General features: G+C 41.0%; 22 protein-coding genes and 2 pseudogenes. 10 read left to right on the top strand and 14 right to left on the bottom strand.

The genetic code is table 11. The features are described from left to right. Positions 1-49: 49 nt before the first annotated feature. Together RA086_RS14765 and RA086_RS14760 are read left to right on the top strand one after the other, a co-directional pair. Positions 50-529, top strand: coding sequence for an MFS transporter (locus tag RA086_RS14765; RefSeq protein WP_323670464.1), 480 nt, complete (start codon positions 50-52; stop codon positions 527-529). 152 nt (positions 530-681) lie between these two features. Beyond that, entirely contained in the window at positions 682-2,016 is a 1,335-nt protein-coding gene (locus tag RA086_RS14760) for a dihydrolipoyl dehydrogenase family protein (RefSeq protein WP_002831210.1), read from the top strand. Positions 2,017-2,058: 42 nt separating this feature from the next. Here RA086_RS14760 and RA086_RS14755 read toward each other — a convergent pair whose 3' ends face one another. The 3 genes and pseudogenes from RA086_RS14755 to RA086_RS14745 form a co-directional block, all read right to left on the bottom strand. Next, positions 2,059-2,259, bottom strand: coding sequence for a hypothetical protein (locus RA086_RS14755; RefSeq protein WP_020090466.1), 201 nt, complete (start codon positions 2,257-2,259; stop codon positions 2,059-2,061). Further along, positions 2,247-2,819 carry a helix-turn-helix domain-containing protein gene (locus RA086_RS14750; protein WP_125574589.1) on the bottom strand — a complete coding sequence of 191 codons (573 nt, stop codon included), beginning with the start codon at positions 2,817-2,819 and terminating at the stop codon, positions 2,247-2,249. The genes RA086_RS14755 and RA086_RS14750 overlap by 13 nt, the downstream gene beginning before the upstream one ends. Continuing rightward, a pseudogene (locus RA086_RS14745) lies at positions 2,812-3,246 on the bottom strand (replication initiation protein); the annotation flags it as partial. The pseudogene RA086_RS14745 and the gene RA086_RS14750, both read right to left, overlap by 8 nt. A 95-nt stretch (positions 3,247-3,341) precedes the next feature. Between RA086_RS14745 and RA086_RS14740 the strand changes: the two are divergent. Both RA086_RS14740 and RA086_RS14735 read left to right on the top strand, forming a co-directional pair. Then, complete coding sequence (locus tag RA086_RS14740; protein ID WP_003561810.1) at positions 3,342-4,271, top strand: IS30-like element ISLpl1 family transposase; 930 nt, start codon at positions 3,342-3,344, stop codon at positions 4,269-4,271. A 120-nt stretch (positions 4,272-4,391) separates the two neighbouring features. After that, positions 4,392-4,607: a CsbD family protein gene (locus RA086_RS14735; RefSeq protein ID WP_125702122.1), complete on the top strand. Its 216-nt coding sequence runs from the start codon at positions 4,392-4,394 to the stop codon at positions 4,605-4,607. 461 nt (positions 4,608-5,068) lie between these two features. Here RA086_RS14735 and RA086_RS14730 read toward each other — a convergent pair whose 3' ends face one another. After that, the gene (locus RA086_RS14730) at positions 5,069-5,644 is read right to left on the bottom strand and encodes a hypothetical protein (protein WP_035457754.1); all 576 of its coding nucleotides are present in this window, start codon (positions 5,642-5,644) and stop codon (positions 5,069-5,071) included. A gap of 239 nt (positions 5,645-5,883) precedes the next feature. Beyond that, positions 5,884-6,953, bottom strand: a protein-coding gene (locus RA086_RS14725) for an IS3 family transposase (RefSeq protein WP_112278733.1) whose coding sequence is annotated in 2 segments (ribosomal slippage) — positions 5,884-6,725 and positions 6,725-6,953 — 1,071 coding nt in all. Because the reading frame shifts where the segments join, the coding sequence is not laid out codon by codon here. Between the two features lie 125 nt (positions 6,954-7,078). Between RA086_RS14725 and RA086_RS14720 the strand changes: the two genes are divergently transcribed. After that, positions 7,079-8,131 carry an ABC transporter permease gene (locus RA086_RS14720; RefSeq protein ID WP_046811107.1) on the top strand — a complete coding sequence of 351 codons (1,053 nt, stop codon included), beginning with the start codon at positions 7,079-7,081 and terminating at the stop codon, positions 8,129-8,131. A gap of 4 nt (positions 8,132-8,135) precedes the next feature. Further along, positions 8,136-8,816 (top strand): ABC transporter ATP-binding protein, encoded by a 681-nt coding sequence (locus tag RA086_RS14715; RefSeq protein WP_046811108.1) that lies wholly within the window; start codon positions 8,136-8,138, stop codon positions 8,814-8,816. Between the two features lie 575 nt (positions 8,817-9,391). Here RA086_RS14715 and RA086_RS14710 read toward each other — a convergent pair. Both RA086_RS14710 and RA086_RS14705 read right to left on the bottom strand, forming a co-directional pair. Continuing rightward, positions 9,392-9,694 (bottom strand): type II toxin-antitoxin system YafQ family toxin, encoded by a 303-nt coding sequence (locus RA086_RS14710; protein WP_021357787.1) that lies wholly within the window; start codon positions 9,692-9,694, stop codon positions 9,392-9,394. Then, the gene (locus RA086_RS14705) at positions 9,684-9,962 is read right to left on the bottom strand and encodes a plasmid mobilization protein (RefSeq protein ID WP_003625288.1); all 279 of its coding nucleotides are present in this window, start codon (positions 9,960-9,962) and stop codon (positions 9,684-9,686) included. Before RA086_RS14705 ends, RA086_RS14710 begins: the two co-directional genes overlap by 11 nt. Before the next feature lie 157 nt (positions 9,963-10,119). On the opposite strand from RA086_RS14705, the pseudogene RA086_RS14700 reads away from it, so the two are divergent. After that, positions 10,120-10,323, top strand: a pseudogene (locus RA086_RS14700) (IS6 family transposase); the annotation flags it as partial. Between the two features lie 49 nt (positions 10,324-10,372). Next, a complete protein-coding gene (locus tag RA086_RS14695; RefSeq protein WP_057707481.1) occupies positions 10,373-10,720 on the top strand; it encodes a hypothetical protein in 348 nt (115 codons plus the stop codon). Between the two features lie 103 nt (positions 10,721-10,823). Here RA086_RS14695 and RA086_RS14690 read toward each other — a convergent pair whose 3' ends face one another. From RA086_RS14690 to RA086_RS14660, 7 genes are all read right to left on the bottom strand, one after another. After that, a complete protein-coding gene (locus RA086_RS14690; RefSeq protein ID WP_125547619.1) occupies positions 10,824-11,495 on the bottom strand; it encodes a TetR/AcrR family transcriptional regulator in 672 nt (223 codons plus the stop codon). A 4-nt stretch (positions 11,496-11,499) separates the two neighbouring features. Further along, positions 11,500-12,747, bottom strand: coding sequence for an ABC transporter permease (locus tag RA086_RS14685; protein ID WP_010620835.1), 1,248 nt, complete (start codon positions 12,745-12,747; stop codon positions 11,500-11,502). Beyond that, a complete protein-coding gene (locus RA086_RS14680; protein ID WP_003587212.1) occupies positions 12,725-13,468 on the bottom strand; it encodes an ABC transporter ATP-binding protein in 744 nt (247 codons plus the stop codon). The genes RA086_RS14685 and RA086_RS14680 overlap by 23 nt, the downstream gene beginning before the upstream one ends. 246 nt (positions 13,469-13,714) lie before the next feature. After that, entirely contained in the window at positions 13,715-14,182 is a 468-nt protein-coding gene (locus RA086_RS14675) for a Dps family protein (protein ID WP_003587210.1), read from the bottom strand. A 248-nt stretch (positions 14,183-14,430) separates the two neighbouring features. Next, complete coding sequence (locus RA086_RS14670; protein ID WP_112234114.1) at positions 14,431-15,324, bottom strand: IS3 family transposase; 894 nt, start codon at positions 15,322-15,324, stop codon at positions 14,431-14,433. Continuing rightward, positions 15,321-15,995 carry a helix-turn-helix domain-containing protein gene (locus RA086_RS14665; RefSeq protein WP_125547621.1) on the bottom strand — a complete coding sequence of 225 codons (675 nt, stop codon included), beginning with the start codon at positions 15,993-15,995 and terminating at the stop codon, positions 15,321-15,323. The genes RA086_RS14670 and RA086_RS14665 overlap by 4 nt, the downstream gene beginning before the upstream one ends. A 41-nt stretch (positions 15,996-16,036) precedes the next feature. After that, entirely contained in the window at positions 16,037-17,215 is a 1,179-nt protein-coding gene (locus RA086_RS14660; RefSeq protein ID WP_125547623.1) for a transposase, read from the bottom strand. Between the two features lie 254 nt (positions 17,216-17,469). Between RA086_RS14660 and spxB the strand changes: the two genes are divergently transcribed. Together spxB and RA086_RS14650 are read left to right on the top strand one after the other, a co-directional pair. Then, on the top strand, positions 17,470-19,281 hold the full coding sequence (gene spxB, locus RA086_RS14655; protein ID WP_128484815.1) for a pyruvate oxidase: 1,812 nt from the start codon (positions 17,470-17,472) through the stop codon (positions 19,279-19,281). A 68-nt stretch (positions 19,282-19,349) separates the two neighbouring features. Continuing rightward, on the top strand, positions 19,350-20,729 hold the full coding sequence (locus RA086_RS14650) for an FAD-dependent oxidoreductase (protein ID WP_203643179.1): 1,380 nt from the start codon (positions 19,350-19,352) through the stop codon (positions 20,727-20,729). Positions 20,730-20,835 lie beyond the last annotated feature (106 nt).

Here is a 20,835-nt window from a genome sequence, read left to right as displayed (position 1 = left end):
GTTTCAGGGAGTTGGAAACTTTGCAATTACAGGATACATTTTATATATAATGACCGACTTTCTTCATCGTGGTAATCAAACTCAATCTTCTATCCAACTTGTTAACATGATTATGCTTATTTTTGGCATTTTGATGGGATTAGTCGCTGGGCCACTATCTAATAAATTTAAAATACTGAAATTACCAGTAGGTCTCTCAACTATCTTATTAGCAATTGCAGGTCTCTCCCTGTTCTTCTTAAGAAATAATACTGGTATTATTCTTTACGCCTTAGCTGCCGGTTTAGGAATGGGCTTATGGAACGCACTTGATAATTTATTAAACTTAAAAGTTATCCCCGATCAAAATCGTGTTGCATTTTTCTTAGGTGTTTACAACTTAGGTAATACAATTACACAAGCTATCGCACCCGTTTTAGCCGCTGCCGTCATAAGTCTTTTTGGTTATTCTGGAATTTTTATTGTTTCATTTATTTTTTCCTTGATTGGTGGTATTTCAATGCTATCGATTAAATCATTAAAACGTTAGTAAGATATTTTTTAGCAATCCTTATTTAAAGTTAAGGATTGCTTTTTGTTCTCTTCAGTTGCAATCGCTTGCAACTCGCACCTATCCTCTGCTATGCTCGTGCCAACAATGGTAATTATTTATTCACCTAAATTTAGGATGGAGGTAATTAAATGACTGAAAGTTATCAATTTGATGTTTTGTACTTAGGCGCGGGGCATGGTGCCTTCGACGGGGCGGTTCCACTAGCTAATAGTGGTAAAAAAGTCGCCATTATCGAAGCGGACAAAATCGGGGGAACTTGTCCAAACCGTGGATGCAACGCGAAAATTACGCTGGACAACCCGGTTCAACTTTTACGCCACCAAGAACGCCTTGATGGCATTGTAAATGGTGACTTAAAGCTGGATTGGACTGCCAATGTAGAACATGAACACGAAGTCATCGACGGCTTGCCGGACATGATTACTGGTTTACTCGACTCTGTTGACATCGAAATTATTCACGGTCGTGGAAAATTTGTTGATGCTCACACCATCGAAGTGGATCAACAGCGCTACACCGCTGACAAAATCGTGATTGCAACGGGGCTACGTCCCCACCATCTAGATGTTATGGGCTCAGAACTTACGCATGACAGTACCGATTTTATGAACCTCAAACAGCTTCCTGAAAATATCGTAATTATTGGCGCGGGCTATATCGGCATGGAATTTGCCACGATTGCCAATGCTGCCGGCGCGAACGTCACTGTACTTTTACGCCATAATCGGGCGTTGCGCAAATTTAATCAAGATTACGTAAAACAAGTCATTGCCGACCTCGAAAAACGAGGGGTGAAGTTCATTTACAACGCTCAGGTGGATCGTTTTGAGGAAGACGGTTCTCATTTTACCGTGTCTTATAACGATCACGAAACCCTCACCACCGACTGGATTTTGGATGCTACCGGACGAATTCCTAACATCGAAAACATCGGATTAGACGAAGTAGGCGTTAGTTACAATGCTAACGGGATCGAAGTTAACGATCATCTTCAAACTAACATTGATAACATCTATGCTTCTGGTGATGTGCTTGATAAAGAACAGCCTAAGCTCACCCCGACTGCGATCTTTGAATCTAGTTATTTAACCCAACTTTTCACAGGAAAGACTACTGACGCAATCAACTATCCGCCCATCCCAACCATTGTCTTTACCTCACCACAAATCGCACAGGTTGGTATGAGCGTCGAAGAAGCTCAGCAAAATCCTGATTACACCATTAAAACTAATCATCTTCCTGACGGATGGTTCCGCCAAGTTGATAAGGAAACAATTGGTGATAACACCTTGATTTACGATCAAGACCATCATCTTGTAGGAGCAGCTGAAGTTAGTGAACATGCTGCCGATGCAATTAACGTTTTATTACCAGCAATTGAGTTTCAATATACAGCTGAACAACTAGGCCGCATCGTACCTCTCTTCCCTACTTTGGGAGCGGACGTCTGGTCACAGATTTAAAAAAACGCTGAGCCTCTTTTAAGGAGACTCGGCGTTTTTTTATTATTTAGTAAATTCAGCAATTGCATCATCAATATGTTGCCGTACTACCTCAACATGATCCATTTCATCATCTTCTACATGTGGTAAAGGATTACGTGCTCGTCCTACACTTACCCCACGTTTAGCTAAGATTAACTTCATCACATCATATAAATTACCTTTAAATGATGTCAATTTAACTGAATCATCTATTTTCGCCATAGTCCCCACCATTTTCTTGGTTTTTCTTGTTCTTCTATCCTTTTTTGAACTTTGATTTGTTCCTGCAAATTTTCCAACTTCTCTTTAAGAGCGTTCCCGTTCACTTCATCTTTATATTGATTGTCTAAGTGTTTGAATTCTGTTTCCTGTGAGGGCATTTTGAGAACTTTTAATCTGTCGTTTTCTGCTTTGTATTCTTCGAGCAGTTGTTTGTCCTGTAAGGCCAATCTTTGTTGCTGATCTAGTAACTTATGTAACTCTTTCTTTTCAGATTGAATTTCTGATACTAAATTTCGAAGGAATTTCACTTCATCTTGTCCATCAACCGCATCTTTTTTGTTGTCGTCAACATCATCTTTTTGTTGACGGTATCTTGTTGACGAATTGTTTGAGAACATTGCTTTAATAGCTTTTTGCCCATCAACATCAACGTAAACAGTATTACCTTTTGTTGATGTAAATTGACGTAAATCGATTGACGCATCTCTTTTTATCTTTTGCCATATAGCCTGCTTTGAAACGCCCAATTCATCAGCAAGTTCTCTAATTGTTTTAGGCATTATTTCCAAACCCCTTTCGGAGTTCAGCAAGTGCTTCTTGTCTTGCTTGATCTCTTATTTTTTTATCGTGCTCGGCCTGTTTATCAGCCAATGCTTGTTTCTCAGTAGAGCCTAAAGTTAACCCTTTAACCTTGTCAATGGCGCGCCATTTTTCCTGCTCTGTTAATTCACCATTATGCTGAATATTAAAAAGCTTTTGACGCTCATCTTGTAATTGGCCTTGTGAGAAATCATTGGCATCTTTCTTTTCGGGTTTCCAGGTAAACGAATAGCCAATAACTGGTTTCCCACGCCCTTTACCATATTTTTTTCTAACCGTTAATCCTCTAAACAAAGGAGTTAATTCTTCTTTAATGGGTTTTATAACAAATTTATCGACGTTAGAGGGACTATTCCAGTAACTTTTGGGCATATCTAGTAATTGGTAGATTGTAAAATTAATCCGAACGCTGTTCGGACAAAAAAGATCAGCTTCCTTTAAAATGGTGTTTACCACAAACCCATCTTTTAGGAGCTGATCTTTTGTCTAGTATAACCTATTCCGAACGAATTAAAATCGAAACCTTTTGTGAACTAGGGCTGTCCAATATCCAAATGGGCGTTCGGCTGAACCGATCACCGTCAACAATTTCTTATGAATTATCTCGATGTCAACCTTATCAGGCTGAATTAGCACAAACAGATGCCGAATACAAGCGATCACGATGTGGTCGGAAAACTAAGCTGAGCGATGAGTTAAAGCAAAAAATTCTCAACCATTTACGTCTAAGCTGGTCACCAGGAATGATTGCTCACGAATTTAAACTAGCTACTAAATCTATTTATAATTGGCTAAATCAGGGGAGAATTGGTTTCTCCTTGAATGATCTACCTGAACATGGCGTACGCCAACGGCGTAACGTTGACCAACGATCCAAATATAATCAATCTTTGGGGCGATCAATTGAACAGCGTCCCATGATGATTAATCAACGTAATCGCATCGGCGATTTTGAACTAGATACAGTCGTTGGTCCTCGTGGGCATAGTAAGGCAGTTTTATTAACTTTAATCGATCGCAAATCACGGTTCCTTTGGGCATACCGGTTAAAAGATCGGACGACAGCGACTGTTAATGAAGCACTAACTAAGTTCCTAACCACTTTTAATGGTCCGGTGCACAGCTTTACTGTGGACCGTGGCACTGAGTTTAGTGGGCTAGTATCACTTGAATCACAATATGGTATTAAGACCTATTACTGCCATGCTTATACGCCAGCTGAACGTGGTAGTAATGAACGCTTTAATCGGAATTTACGTTATTTTTATCCTAAGGGGACTCGTTTTGAGCACATTAGTGCTCAAGATTTAACGACGACGTTACTCCAAATTAACCAGCGACCGCTTAAAATACTCGATTGGCAAACACCGTATCAGGTTATGCTGACAAATTTGTCCAAAAATTCGGATTAAATTTGCAATCTACCTTATAAGTGTCATTCACACTATCTCTTGTAGGATCTCCTTATTAGACAAGCAAATTAAAATGTGGAATAATACTGTTGTAACAAATACATTATGGGAGGTTATATTATGAGTCTAGATGACAAAATTGATAGCACCAAAGATAAGGTAAGTGGAAAAGCTAAAGAAGTTGAAGGCAAGGTTACGAACGACAAGGCCCGCGAAGCTGAAGGTAAGGGTCAAGGTATTCTAGGTAAGGCTAAAGATAAACTGTCAGATTCCAAAGATGCTGTTAAAGATACGGTTGATAACGTAAAGGAAAAGTTAGATAAAGACGATAAATAAATTATCATTTTTAAGAAGACCAAAATCTGGTCTTCTTTTATTTTTTCACGCTTGTTACCCTGTTTTTTCTCCACACTGTAATACGCGGCTTATGTGGTCGCTGCGGCTTTTTACGTTACCACCGTCCATCTTTAAGCTGATGTTCTAAGTCACCCAAGCAACGTGTCTCTGTGCGACTGACAAGGCCAAATCTGCTATTTACCATCTGGCCCATGCCGGCCACCTCCAAATTTTGGGCAAAATAAAAACGCCACGCTATTTAGCACGACGTCTATTATCCTTACACCATCTTATCGAGCCGAGCACCCGCCTGTGCCCACTCCGGAAACTCATACCCGTATTTACTATGAATTAATCATGATATCGCCACCTCCTGACCATATGCAAAAAAAACAGTGATTAGCTGAACTTTTCGATAAATCTATTAAAAGTTTCCGTAGTCCCATTTGCAATTAGTACAACTAAAGCTTCATAGCTAATTTATCAAATTCTTGTATATCAATACCCGTTGCTCCAATTAAATCAAGAATAATCTCCTTTGCTAAGTCTTTACTATAGGAATTTAATTGTTCTGTGAAATCTGGCTCTTCACTTTCATACAGGCCATTGAGCAGTGGAATAATGTAACTATAGATATACACTATTAGTGGATATTCTTTTAATTCCACCAAAACGGTATCAGTTATCCCATCGCTAACCATTTTAGATTTTCTCGTATCAACAACAATTTGATTATGAACATCAACTTTAAAATATACCTTGTTACCACGCTCAGTTAACTCCATTCCGACACTTCTCAATGGAAACTGTCGGGCGATATGCATCTTTAAGACTGATAAATCAGTAATATTAGGTGAGCGACCAATTATCATATCTTGCAAATCATCTCGTTGAATTGTTCCCGAGAACGCATTCATTGCTGGCAATCCAATATCAGAATTAATTTGCCTGTTGTTTCGATCATATTTCCAAAACATCCAAGCAAAAAAGTTATCTTCAAGATAATCAGTACATTCAACATTGTCGTTGCCAATCAATTGAAGGATTTGGTCAACTCTAGTTTTGTCACTAGTGAATATAGCAACATATACTGCATCATCTACCTTTTACCAAGCAATTGATGAAATGCTAGCTAACGCTAGTCCTAGTGATAAATTGTCTAAACGCTTGCAAGCAATCTTTGCCCAAGCATCTATTTCTCGGCGTGATATGTTGGGTGCAATGATTGGCGCCGGTATGAATATTGCTCCTATGTCAATAAATGGCACATCTTTTTCTAAACACTCGTTCTAATTCTGTCGGAATTAAACCAACTGATGTAATTTGAGGTTCGGATTACCAAGTCCTCAAAATTGGAAAAAGTTGTTTGAAAGGCAAACTCTCTCTTCAACAATGAGTGAAAAGCTTCAATTGGCCCATTATCATAAGGATAACCTTGTTTTGAGTATGAGTGGCTAATCTGATGCCGTTCAAGTAAAGTTTCAACTTCGTTGCTGGTGTACTGTGAACCCATGTCAGAGTGAAAATATTGTGGCTTTTGATGACATTCAAGCGCCTGATTAATCGTTTCTACAACTAACGTCGCCTCCATCTGACGACCAATCTTGAAAGCAAGAACTTGATGAACCTTTGGTTCGTAAATAGAACTGAGATAAACCCAGGTTCCTGGACGTAATTCCAAATAAGTAATGTCAGCACGCCATATCCTTGCATTGGGCTGGTGCTTGATTAAATTGGGGCGTTGTGAATGATCCACATGAGTGCCAGGTTTTTTAAATCGCCGATTCATTAAAGAGTGAATCTCCATTTCCCTCATTAATCGTAAAATTCGTTTTGACCCAACACAGATGCCTGACTTGCGAAGCACCATCGTTATTCGTGGATAACCATAGGCACGATAATTATTTTCCCAAATCAATTCAATTTTTTCTTTGAGCTGATTATCAACACGTTCGTGTTGACTAGGTTGATATCTTTTCCAATGGTAATAGGTGCTGCGCGGTAATTTCAGTGCCGAAAGAATAATTGATAAGCGGTGTCGCAATAACTGATCTTCTATGAAGACAAGGCAATTAATTCGTCCTAATGCTTTCCCAGTAACACCGCCGCAGCTTTTAAAATTTCAAGTTCCTCCTTTAATCGCTGATTTTCCCTTTGAAGTTGTTTGAATTCTTTGGACGTTACTTCAGTACCGTCTTCTAGCTCAACTGATTTAGCGCCTTTAACCCAATTCCGAATTGAATCGGCTGAAGGACCGTATTCCTTGGATAATTCATCGGATCGTCGTCCCGCTTTAACCATCTCCACAATGGACTTTTTTAAGTCCTCTTCATAACGTGTAACCATAAATAAAAATGCTCCTATGATGATATTTTACCAAACTAGCAAAACTAGTCCGGAATCTCATCATAAGAGCATGTATACTTGTGTATAGTAAGTTTGCTGAACTGCAACAAATACAGGAGGAACAAATGTTTTTAGCAATTAGAGAGATTAAAAAAGAAAAACTACGGTACGGCTTGATTCTAACAGTCGTCGTCTTAATCAGTTATTTGATTTTCATTTTAAGTGCCCTGGCGCTCGGGCTGGCAACAGCTAACACCGCTGCGGTGGACAGCTGGCAGTCTAAGTCCTTTGTAATGACCAAAGACGCTAATGGCAATGCCGGACAGTCATTACTGACAACGAAACAGGTGGATCAGTTAAGCGACGACAAAACCGCAACACTTGGCATTACACCAGTTAATATGAAAATTGGCGGAAAACGTGAATCCGCACAATTCGTTGGGATGAATAACGACGAGTACATCGCTAAAAACCTACAATTAACCAAGGGGCACTTGCCAAAGGCAGCTAACGAAGTCGTCCTCGCTGACTCAGTTGATAAGGATATTTACGGTATGGGGGATAAAATTTCGATTGGGTTATCTGATACGAAATATAAAATCGTGGGTTATGCGAAAAATGCCACGTATAACACCGCACCTGTTATTTATGGCGCGTTAGCGCAATGGCGTGTCATTAAGGGCGTGTCAGATCAATTCCAAGGTAGCGTAGTTACTTCAAAAACGTCACAATCGGTCGATGATAAAGCATTAAAGACTTATTCATACCAAGCCTTTATCAATAAATTGCCAGGTTATACACCGCAAAAAGCGACGTTTGGTCTCATGATTGGCTTCCTGATTGTCATTTCATTGATTGTGATTACCATCTTCCTCTACATTCTAACGGTTCAAAAATTGCCTAACTTGGCAGTTTTGCGTGCACAAGGCATTCCAAATCGTTTCTTGGCCCAAAATACGTTATTTGAGACGTTCTTTATTATGGCAACTGGTATCGTCGTTGGTGCTGTACTATCGGCATTAACTGAATTTGGGATTCCAGATAGCGTACCAATGGCATTTGATTGGGGATTGATGGGACTCATTGCGGCCGGATTGATGGTAACCGGGTTACTGGGTGCAATCATTCCGATTCGTGTGATTAGTAAGATTGATCCGGTATCAGTAATTGGAGGTTAAAAAGATGCGTGAAGAAAAACTAGCCCTTGAACACGTGACGAAACAATTTGGTCAGAAAACTAATTTAGTTACGGCACTAGAAGACGTCAGTTTAGCGTTTAAAGCTGGTGAGGTGTCGCTTATCATTGGTCCTTCAGGATCTGGTAAAAGTACCTTGCTAACCATTTTAGGCGGGTTACAGACACCAACAGACGGCTCAGTTCGTTTGAATGGTCACGACATCAGTGATTTGAGTACCAAAGAAGCCGAAAAAACACGACTTGAACAAATCGGTTTCGTCTTACAGGCGTACAATCTCGTGCCATATTTAACCGTAGCAGACCAATTCAAACTTGTTGACCAGGTGAAGCCTAACAATAACCTCAGTCAAGATGGATTTGACAAAATTATTGAAACGCTAGGCATTCAAAAATTATTAAACAAATACCCTGGCGAATTGTCTGGCGGTCAACAACAGCGCGTTGCAATTGCCCGTGCGTTGTATACAGACCCGGCGATCATCCTAGCCGATGAACCTACGGCAGCATTAGATACGGCACGTGTCAAAGAAGTTGGCCAACTTTTTGCTAATATTGCGCATGACGAGGAAAAAGCAGTCGTCATCGTCACGCACGATGATCGTCTGCGAGAGTTTTCTGATAATGTCTACAAAATTGTCGACGGAAAACTATCTAATACGGACTGATTAACACACTTGCTCTTATGCTGATATTCCGGACTAGTTTTTCTCGTTTGGTAAAATATCATCATAAGAGCAATAGATTATTTAGTTATGTTTTTGTCGAGCTTGCATTTTTGCTAGTCCGCTTGTAGCAAGGGTTTCAGCCCAATATAATAACTAAAATTTATAAGGTTACTTTTCAAATGTGTTGATTATCCATTGCAGAGAAAAGAACACAATAAAAATGATAAGAATAGGAAGCAGTCTAGCCAGCCAAATATTGATGTTTGGATATTGTGACAGAGTATGATAGAGCCATTGGGCAATTATAAAAGCGCCCAATCCGCTGACGATTTATTTGATGTTTTTATACATGTTATTTCTCCAATATATTCATACTAATATAGTACCTATAATACCATTAAACAAAAAAACAGCCCCTATTATCTATCCACTAGATAACGGGGGCTGTTTTATAGGGGCGATTAAAAGGCACAAATAACCCCTCAAAAACGTTGTTAAAATAGCCCCCAATATCTACATTATAGATATTGGGGGCTATTTTAATTTATTTTTTTATAAGTGCCCCTAAACTATAGCTATTGATTCAAGATTTCATGGGAGCCAGTTGCAACCAATAACAAAATCAATTCATCATGATCTAGCTGATAAATAACAATCCAGTTGTCATAATTTTTACCATAGCTCCCATATCTGGCAGGGTGAAATTCACGATAGCCACGCCAATTTCCTTTTAATGCATGATCTTTAATCTGTTTCAAAACAAGTACATCTTGTTCAACAATTGCTTCTAAACAAGGCTTCAAGACAGTTATTGGGAAATGTTTTTTGACTAGTTTTTTTAATTCACGTTCAAAAGATTTGGTCTGTTTAATTTGCATCTAACTTATCGATCCAATCTTCAAAGTCAGTCAATGAACCAATGTTTTTGACCTGCCCTGTTTCTGCTTCTTTTTTAGCGGCTAAGGCTTCCGGAGAATCTAAAAAGCTGACTAATCGAACTTCATTATTGGCCGCTTTAACTAACGATAAGCGTATATACTCAGAAACGGTTAGCCCTTGTTTTGCTAGATTAGCTTTAGCCCGTTCACTAATGTCAGGTGTTACACGAGTTGAAATTGTCTTGTTTTTAATAATAGTATTACTCATTCTAATCCGCCTCCTTTAAGTTTACCATCGTACTACATTATAATATTCGATTTTTAGGTTTTCTGCAACTAAATTAATTTTAAAGTAAAGGAACTAACAGCTTATGCAACAAGTTGTCTTACCCATCAAAGATTCAAACGTTCTTAGAAGCTGTCTCAGGAATCAGCTTACATCCAAACAAGATCATCGATTCATTAAACGACACCGGGTGCGGTCAGCAAGTTTCCAAAGCATCCGAACCGCTAGTGCAACACTCAGCGGCATTGAAGTCATCCATGCATTACGCAAGAAAACCCGACGAGAGCTAAGCCTCATCGGGTTTTCAGCCGTGGACGAATTAAAAGCGATGGTGCCAGCATAACCTACAACACCCTATCAACAACTAGGTAAAAGGCACACTCTCAGACTATTTGCACCAGAGCCCTAAGCGGGCCTTTGCTGATTTGATTGCACTAGCTACCGAGACGATCGTCGATGCGACCAGCCTAACCGTCGTCACCAGTGACCCACTCAGTGTCGACCGCCAACAGCGACTCACCCATTTTGAAGCCCGGCCTTTACTCGCGCCGGTAGATTTGTCCAACACCACGTCAATTCCGGTTACAACCATTCAGGCAACGACCCAGGCTAAACTTGCCGAGCTCCCACGAACAACTCAGCGGCTCGTCAACCCAGATCTTTACCCGGTCTACATGACGACCACACTCAGCCAGTTGCAAACTAGTTTGTTGAATAAAATGACGATACTAGCAGATTAACAAACGAACACGCGTAGCAACGACCAAAGCCACTTCTGTACTTAGCGTTCAAATGACCGCTAAGTACAGAAGTGGCTTTAGTTTATATCAAGTAACAGTTAGCTCACTGACCAGTAATTTGATCATGTTCACCCGGGGTCAATATTTTGGTCATCACCGTAATCAAATACGCTTGTTCGCGCTCAATTTCAGTTCCCGGCAATTCCAGTATTAACCGCGCTAGGTAACCGAATAGCTGCGATAACAAACTTTGCAGTATCAAATCATTCGGCCAATCCACAATCAAATGATCTGCTTTTAGTTGATTGATGACACTTCCCATCTGCTTGACCATCTTAGGCGCAATCTGGCTAAGAATCTGTTCGCGTCGTTCGGTGTCAAAAGCTGCCACTTCAAAAATGACCTTTAACTCTTTCACGTTAGCTTTAGCAAATGCAACTCGGTCCGTAAAAATTGCTGTGACGAATGCCTGTAGACTGGGATAACGCTGCCGTAATTTATCCTCTGAAAAATCACTCGCTAAGATTGGCACAATGTGCGCGGTAATTGGTGCTAAGATGGCATCCCGTAAGGCAGCCTTAGTCTTATACCGCCGATAGACCGTCCCCTCCGCAACGCCGGCCCGTTGTGCAATATCACTAGTACTGGTCTGGTCAAAACCCTTTTCAGCAAACAAATCGAGACTTGCCTGGAGGATGGCCCGTTGCTTAGGTGTAATCGTTTCATTCTGACCTAGATCCTGTTGAAAATAATCCCGTATCCGTGGTCGTTCCATATCCTCACACCTTCCGATAACGTTTCATTCCAACAATATTCAACATTGTTAGTACGACCATAAACCCTACTAATATTAACAAATTGACACCAATATCGCCAAGCCCAGCACCCTTTGTCACAACAGCCGTCATCGCATTAGCACCATAGTATAACGGCATGATGTGGGCAATTGCTTGCAACCAACTGGCCATGCCATCGACTGGAACCAACCCAGCAAAAAAGATTTGTGGTACAACAATCAGTGGAATAAACTGAATCATTTGAAATTCTGAGTTAGCAAAGGTGGAAATAAAGATACCCAAGGTCAAAGCCACTAACGCTAATAATAAGTTAGTCAGAAAGACCAGCCAAATACTACCAACTAAGTGAATCTTGAAGACCGTAATTGTAAAAACAACGGTCAGGACAGTCTGAATGATGGCAAAGCCCCCATAACCAATTAGATAGCCCATAATAATTTCACTCCGTCGAATTGGGGTTGCAAGTAGCCGGCTTAGGGTTCCAGTAGTGCGTTCATTCAAAAGTGAAACGCCAGAAATCAAGAACACAAAGAAGAAGACAAAGAAACCGAGAAAGGCTGGAAAAAAGTTTTCAAAGAACGTTGAATCACTACTACTATAAATATAATGAGACTTAGTCGTATAACTGGTTGCTTTAGCTGACTGAGTCGAACTAGACGTCGTGGCTGTGGCCTGCTTGAGTTGCTTTTGTAATTTCTCAGCAGTTGCCTGGTCACCGCGGGCCTGGGCTTGTGCAATGGCAGTCTTCAGCTTGGTCACCGTTGCTTGTGTCTGGGCTGCTGTCAGCTTCTTCAAAGCGGCTTGTTGCGATTCAAGGGCCGCGCGCTGTTTCTTAGTAACGGTCACCAGCGTCTTCATTTTCAACTTGACTAATCCTGATTGTAAACTCGCCTTAATTAAAGACGTGTTGGTTGGATTGCTATTTGAATAAGTAATCGTCAATTGACCATTTTTCTGAGTCAAATAGCCATCTAGATCATGCTGCTTAATCATTTTCCGTGCCTGTGAACTATCATAATGATGAATCGTCACGTTTTTGGTATCGATCACGTTAACCACGGATTGGTCTACATGATGAACACCCAAGCTTGCTACTTGCGTCGTGTTGTTTTGAAATAAGAAATACATCAGCGTCATAATCAGCAATGGTGCCAAAAACATCAGCGCCAAGGTACGCTTATCACGTAACATTTGCTTAAAAACTCGTCTAACGATTGCCATCGTTCGCATCTTGCATCCGCCCCGCTTTCAAAAAGACCTGTTCGATCGTATCTACTGCATACTGTTGTTTCAGTGCCGCGGGTGTCCCCTCAGCAAGCGCAATCCCGTGCCGAATCAACATGAGATAATCACACCGTTCTGCTTCGTCCATGACATGCGTTGTCACGAGCATCGACTTACCGGTATCCTTGATCTTATTTAGTTCGGTCCAAATTTGTTGCCGTAATTCTGGATCAATCCCAACGGTCGGTTCATCTAAAATCAATAATTGGGGATCCTGAATCAGGGCAATTGCCAACGACAAGCGCCGTTTCATCCCACCCGAATAGCCACTGACCCGCTTGTCTAATTGGGACGTTAAATCAACTAATCCGGCTGCATAATCAATCATCTGTGCTAACTTTATTTTTGGAACGCTCATCAATTGCCCAAACAAGGTCAGGTTTTCACGGGCCGTTAGTGTCTCATACAAAGCGTCACTTTGGGCCATATACCCTACTTGTGCCATTACCGCCCTATTGGGCATCACCGTATCCATGACTTTAACAGTGCCACTATCCACAGCTTCCATCCCTAAAATACTCTTGATCAAGGTGGTCTTCCCAGCTCCTGATGGCCCAATCAAGCCATAAATCATTCCAGCCGGCAGTGTCAAATCAATCTGATTGAGCACTTGCTGATGACCAAAGTGCTTGCTGACCTGCTTGGCGATGACATAATCCGTTGCCATTTTAATAACCCTCTTTCTCAAAGCGAGTGTATACTCACTCACTTAATGGCCTTAGTATAATCAGTACATCTCGGTTTGTCAACATTAAAATGAGTTATCACTCACTTATTTTGTTTCCGGCCTATTTGTCACCGCATTGCAAACAAAAATGCGCCACCCCGTTGTTGGGATGTCGCATTTTAATTAAATAGCAGCACTGATATAAGCGTTAGCAATGTTTAAGCCTACCGATTTTTTAATATTATTTTATTCATCAATTTCCGGCGCCGACCCAAGCTCTGCCTGAATCATCCAGATTTTCTTCTCAATTGCGGTTTTGAGACCAATGAAAATATCTTGGGTACTGAAGTCTTTTTCAACATCGGATACTTCAATGCCGTGTTGGTAAAGGTCTTCCAAGTAACGATAGCCATCAACTAAGTGTGCGAGGCGTTCTGGGGTTGTTTTGTCCCATTCACCAGGCCAGTCTTGAATCTTAGTGTTTTCGGCCATTTCTTTTAAGGTCGAGTAAGGACTGCCATCAAGCGCAATCAGCCGTTCAGAAATGACATCGAGTTGGCTGTCAATTTCTTCCATGAACTCATCCATCAAGGGGTGCAACTTCAAAAAGTTGGGTCCACGCATGTACCAATGCGTCTGATGGATAATCATTGACATCTGGCTCAAATCGGCAACGAGTTGATTTAATACTGCTTTGGTTTTCGTATATTTCATTAGATTGATCTCCTTTCGATATGGTCATTATAACATAGTGGTAGCTTAATCTGAAACGTTATAGACTGGCAAATTAAGTTATTTATAGCCCGTAGAATTAAGTCGTTTTGAAAAGATGGAGACGTTATATGGTAGATTGTAAAATTAAATAAATCTACAATTGAATTTTATTTACCTTATGAAGATGTTCAAAACTGCACTAGGCCCTGTCAAGTTGACAAATGAAATAATATAAAGTTTTTGGTCACTTAGATGGCTTCATTCCAGTATTCATCCGGGGTGAGGCCATTTCTTTGTGCTGAGCGATTGTCATGATTAAAATATTCGATTCCTGATTCAACGAGCGTTATTAACTCTTGATAGGTCTTTGCTCGCGGATGACGCGCCATCCAGCGAAGTTTAAATTCATTCCACCAGCGCTCCATCGGGGCGTTATCATATGGTGTTCCTGGACGCGACATACTGCGGGTGATCTCAAATTGATTGATGAAATGATTGAACGCTCTTGAGGTATACGCCGAACCACGATCGGTGTGAATAAGTGATGGGACCTTACCAACTGCAGTAAAGGCACGCTGAAAAACCTGGATCTCAGCGGCACTCGTTTCTGTGGCGCTGAGATTGTATGCCAAGAGTCGGCGACCATATAAATCCAAGACACCACTTAAGCGGACTTTGTACTCACCACTAAGCCCATAAGTTAGTTCAGTTGAATCAGATAACCAAACTTTATTGGGCGCTGTCACTTGAAAGTTTTGCTTTAAAACATTGTCGAGTAAATATTGTTCAGCTTGTTTGGCCCGTTTATGCTTCTTTGGCCGTACTTGACAGCGAATATCAAGTTCACGCATGACCCGGCGAACTTGCTTCAAAGTTACCGGAAAATCAATTAGTTTATCCGCTTGTAAGTTAGTCAGAAGATTTCCAGCACCGATACCTTGGTGGTGAAAATCAAACCAATATTGGGTGCGTGTTTTGAGTTGTTTATTGTGCTTTTCCCATGTTGTTTCCTGTCGTCTAAGCCCTTTATGATAAGCTTGTCGGCTGACGCCGATAACGGTTAAAAGTTTCGTTACGGCACCATGATTACCTTGGCTGACTACCTTGATAGCGTGGTAAGCCAGCCGATGTGGTTTGTTCACCCCCTGCGCTGAAGTTCCTGAAATTTTTTTATGAAGGCCTCGTAGAGTTCCTTATCTGCCAGTTGTGCTTTTAGTTCTCGGATCTGGAGATTAGCCTTATCTAGTTCGGTTAATTCATGATTGGCTTTTCGATGCCCACGGTTATCTACGAGCGCTTCATAGCCGCCACTTTTAGTCTTGATCACCCAAGTACGGACCTGTTGGTAGGAGACTTGAAAGTGATCCGCGGCTTCGGTATACGAGTGTTTAGCTTTAGTCACATATTCAACGATCCTGATGCGTTCTTCAAAAGTTGTTTGCCGACTCATGGTAGGGACCCGCTTTCTAGACGGTCTGGCCGTCAAGGTTTTATCCCTATTATACCTGGAAACCCAGTTGTCGAGTTGTGTTGATGAACGTAAACCAAATTTTGTGGCTAAATCCAGCAGTGACCCTTCACCGGCCAAAAAAGCCTGAACAGCTTTAAGTTTCAATTCGTTGGAATAATGATTATTTGTGTGCGCTTCCGTGAGCCCTGCCAACCCATCACGTTCAAGGCGCGACTGCCAACGCATGAGCGTTTCTCGATGGATACCATGTTGTCTGGTAAAAGTCCCAATTGATAAACCTGATTGCTTGAATTTAGCTAACAGCGCCAACTTTTCCTGAAGCGTGTGTCTAGCTCTAGGCATACAAAAATCCCCCTATGATTAGTCAGATGAATTATAGTATTTCATCTGACAACCATAAAGGGATTATCGCAATCATAGGCCCAATTCATAACCTTATTGGCATCATTTTTATACTTCTTGGATTGTTCTTTTAAATACATTGTATAGGGAATAAGTGGCGTCGCTTTAAAATCCTTTAAAACAAAGTCATAATTTGGTTCACTACCATAACCTGCATCCGCTACTACGTAACGGAACGTGGCCTTTCTTTGTTGGACTTGATTCAAAAATGGGACTAGCGTTCTTTGGTCAGCTGGCCGTTGATTCAAATCATAAAATAGGACAAATTGATTTTGAGTACCAATCTGTAAGTTATATCCTGGTTTTAATTGACCATTTTGCATTGGATCTTCCTTCATTCGCATAAAGGTTGCATCATGATCAGTCTTAGAAAAACTGTTTCGGTTTCCCAGAATTTCAAGATAATCTTCATATTTTTGCTTCCGAGGCTTTAAATCCGAAGTAATAATATGCTTAAAATGTTTTAGTTTTCTTCGTCGTTGCTTTGATGGCGAGCCACCTTTAATGACTTTTTCTGCACTAATTTTCTGATCGAGGTCATCAATATCATGTTCTAATTCACGTTCTGCATGATCTAACTTCGCCAAAGTGCCTTCGGCATCAGTTGCTAGATTAACCTTTTCTTGAATCATGTCATCAAATAAGGCGCTAGCTTTTTCCTCTAACTTGGCATCATTTCGTTCGACGCTTTTTCGCCAAACAAAGGAGTATTTATTGGCATCTGCGACAATCTTTGTGCCATCAATAAATAACGATTCGTCATCCACTAAACCATATCCACTTAATTGTTCATGAAATTGAAGAAACATTTTTTTGATAATCCCTTTTGCTACTTGTGAAATTCGAAAGCGATTAATGCTCCGATAACTTGGGACTTCGTCCGGATTACCAATTAACCACTTCATTGGTAGGTTTTCCTCTGCCATTTCTTGGATAGCACGGCCAGAAAACGTATGACGCATATAAGCAAATAATAGGAGTTTCATCATCATCGCTGGCGAATATTTTGGTCGCCCAAACTTGTCAGCATCCGGATACAGAATTTCAGTGGGAATACTATCTACAAAATCACTAATTGAAACGACAATATGATTGGGATTAATTTTAAATTCAATTGGAAATGTTAATATGGTTTGGTTATTGTTATAATGTTTATACACGGTGGGCACCAACTTTCTTATTTTGTGGTGATTTAAGATTAACAGATTTGGGCACACCGTGCCTACATAAAATGAAAGAACCAGGAATTCAAATTCGAATTCCTGGTTCTTTTATTTTAGATTAGGACTTTTGTCCCAGCCACGATTTAAATTTCAAAAATGTAAGCGCTTGATTTTAGTGTCGAAAGAGAATAGACTTTAACTACATTGTTAAAAATTAAATTGTGCACCACATTCTAGTAGGAGGCATTTTTATGATTACCAAACACACCAAAGCAACTACAATTTCTGCCGGCACTGCACTTCTCAAAGTGCTAGAAGCATGGCAAGTTGATCACTTATATGGGATTCCTGGTGGCTCTATTAATTCGGTTATGGATGCTCTTGAGGCCGAAAAAAGCCAGCTGCAGTACATCCAAGTTCGTCATGAGGAAGTCGGCGCGATGGCAGCTGCAGCCGATGCCAAACTTACAGGAAAAATCGGCGTTTGCTTTGGGTCAGCAGGCCCTGGCGGAACTCATTTATTAAATGGTTTGTACGATGCCCGAGAAGACCATGTTCCAGTATTAGCATTGATTGGTCAATTTGGAACCTCCGGTATGAATATGGATACTTTTCAGGAAATGAACGAGAATCCCATTTATGCCGACGTCGCCATTTATAATGTTACTGCGGTAAATGCCAACACACTTCCCCATGTAATTGACGAGGCAATTCGCCGGGCGTATGCGCACCAAGGCGTTGCAGTCGTTCAAATACCTGTTGATTTACCTTGGCAACTAATTAAGGCTGAAGATTGGTACTCCTCAGCCAATAGTTACCAAAAACCCCTTCTGCCTCAGCCCAACCCTGAAAAAATAAAACAAGTGGTTGACATACTTCAAACGGCCAAACGACCACTAATCTATTACGGAATTGGCACGCGGGGTGCTGGAAAAGAACTACAAGCATTAAGTCAACAACTAAAGATTCCATTAATCAGCACCTATCCGGCCAAGGGCATTGTCCCCGACGATTACGTGGCTTACCTGGGATCAGCCAACAGAGTGGCGCAAAAACCAGCCAATGAGGCGCTAGCACAAGCTGATACAGTCTTATTTATCGGCAATAATTATCCTTTTGCTGAGGTCTCTAAAGCTTTTAAGAATACATCTAAATTCCTCCAAATCGATATTGATCCGGCAAAATTGGGTAAACGGCACAAAACAAACGTCGCTGTCCTCGCTGATGCCAAATTAGCATTAGCAGCTATTTTACAACAGATTAATGAACGTGATGCAACTTCTTGGTGGCAAGCAAACCTAGCCAACAATAAAAATTGGCGGCAATATCTGGCTAGTTTAGAGAACAAAACAGATGGACCCTTGCAAGCATACCAAGTATTAAAGGCAGTCAACCAGGTCGCTGACCCCGATGCAGTTTTTTCGATTGACGTTGGTGACATCAATCTAAACGCTAATCGTCATCTGAAGCTGACTCCGAAAAACCAACATATTACGTCAAACTTGTTTGCAACAATGGGCGTAGGAATTCCTGGCGCAATTGCAGCGAAGCTGAATTATCCTTCAAGGCAGGTTTTTAATCTAGCGGGTGATGGAGGAGCAGCCATGACGATGCAAGACCTAGCAACCCAGGTTCAGTACCGTTTGCCAATTATTAACGTTGTCTTTACCAACCATCAATATGGATTCATTAAAGATGAGCAGGAAGATACAAATAAAAATGACTTTATCGGGGTAGAGTTTAATGACATTGATTTTAGTAAAATCGCATCTGGCGTGCACATGAAAGCATTTCGAATTGATAGAATCGATCAACTAACTGACACCTTCAATCAGGCAAGAGATCTTGCCAAAACAGAACCGGTTTTAATTGATGCTGTCATTACCGGGGAGCGACCATTACCCGCTGAAAAGTTGCGGTTGGATTCGTCGGTTTATCCAATAAATGAAGTTCAAGCGTTCAAACAACGCTACGCTGCAGAAGACTTACACCCCCTCGCAACATATTTGGCTAAGTATGGACTAACTGATGCACAAAACGAAGTTGGACAAGGTGGCTTCTAGATTAATCGTTTTGGGGTGTAGTTTTCTGAGTATTCTAAACTGATTATTTACTGATTGGAGGTATTAATGTGACTAGAAAAGTTGTGATTGTTGGTGCTTCACATGGTGGTCACCAAGCAATTATTGAACTACTTAATAGATATGACGATATTGACATTACCTTGTTTGAATCTGGCGATTTTATTTCCTTTATGTCTTGCGGAATGGAACTTTACCTGGAAAATGACGTTACGTCTGTCCATGACGTCCGTAATTTTCGTCCAGCCAGCTTTCCACAAGCAAACGTGCACATTCTAGATAATCATTTGGTAACTAAAATTAATCAGAGTCGACAAACTGTCTCAGTAAAAAATCTTAAAAGTAATCAGGACACCGAAGTTAGCTATGATAAGCTGATTCTCAGTTCGGGGGTGACCCCCAATGCATTGGCCGTTCCCGGTGCGGATCTAGAGAATGTGTTCCTGATGCGGGGCTATGATTGGGCGACGAAAATCAAGGCTAAGCTAGCTGATGATAACATTAAAAATGTAACAATTGTCGGAGCCGGATACATTGGTATCGAGGCCGCTGAAGCTGCCGCCAAGGCAGGCAAACAGGTTACTTTATTAGACGTTATCAGCCGTCCTTTGGGTACCTATCTAGATGCCGAATTAACTGATATTTTAAGTAATGAACTGGCGACAAGAGGAGTTAAAGTTCACACAAATATCGAAATTTCGGAATTCTGTGGTCGCAACGGACAAGTGGAGTGGGTCAAGAGTAAGCAGGACAATTTTCCAAGCGACTTGGTTATTCAAGCTACCGGGGTTAAAGCCAATACCAACTGGCTAAGAGGAACTGTTGATCTTGATGAACGTGGCTGGATCAAAAATGACCCCTATTTGCGAACAAATTTGTCGAATGTTTACGCGCTCGGCGATGCGACCTTGGCCTACTCGGTGGCTGCCGATAAGAAAATGCCAATCGCCTTAGCAACAGTGGCCCGTCGTGAGGCGCGGTATATCGTTAAGCATTTGTTTGAAAAAATACCCACTACGCCCTTTTCTGGTGTCGTTGGCTCCTCTGCTTTGAGTGTTTTCAGTTACAACTTTGCTCAAAGTGGATTAAATAGTTTCACTGCGCATCGTGCGGGCATCAACGTTAACAGTTCCTATTATGAAGATAATCTGCGGCCGGCTTTTATACCAAAAGACAAGGGAAATACAAAAGCTTATACAAAGCTTTTCTTCCAACCTTTTGATCATCGCCTAGTCGGTGGAGCAGTGCTATCAAAGCATGACATCACAGCGCAGGGGAATGTGTTGGCTTTAGCCATTCAATACCGGCTAACCTTAGAGGACCTAGCTGAAGCAGATTTCTTTTTCCAACCTGGGTTTGATCGGCAATGGAGTTTATTGAATTTGGCTGCTCAACATGCGCTAGGTGAAAGTGAGTTTACTAATAAATAAAGCGGCTTCCCTTTTTTGATAGATAATACGATAAATATAAAAAAGACAGGTTAAAGGCAATGACTCAAGAAAATTATTGCTCTTAACCTGTCTTTTTAATAATTTA

Source organism: Lactiplantibacillus brownii, from assembly GCF_031085375.1.
Taxonomy (GTDB): domain Bacteria; phylum Bacillota; class Bacilli; order Lactobacillales; family Lactobacillaceae; genus Lactiplantibacillus; species Lactiplantibacillus brownii.
Note: the sequence above shows the minus strand (reverse complement) of the source record. Positions and strands in the feature narration are given on the sequence as shown.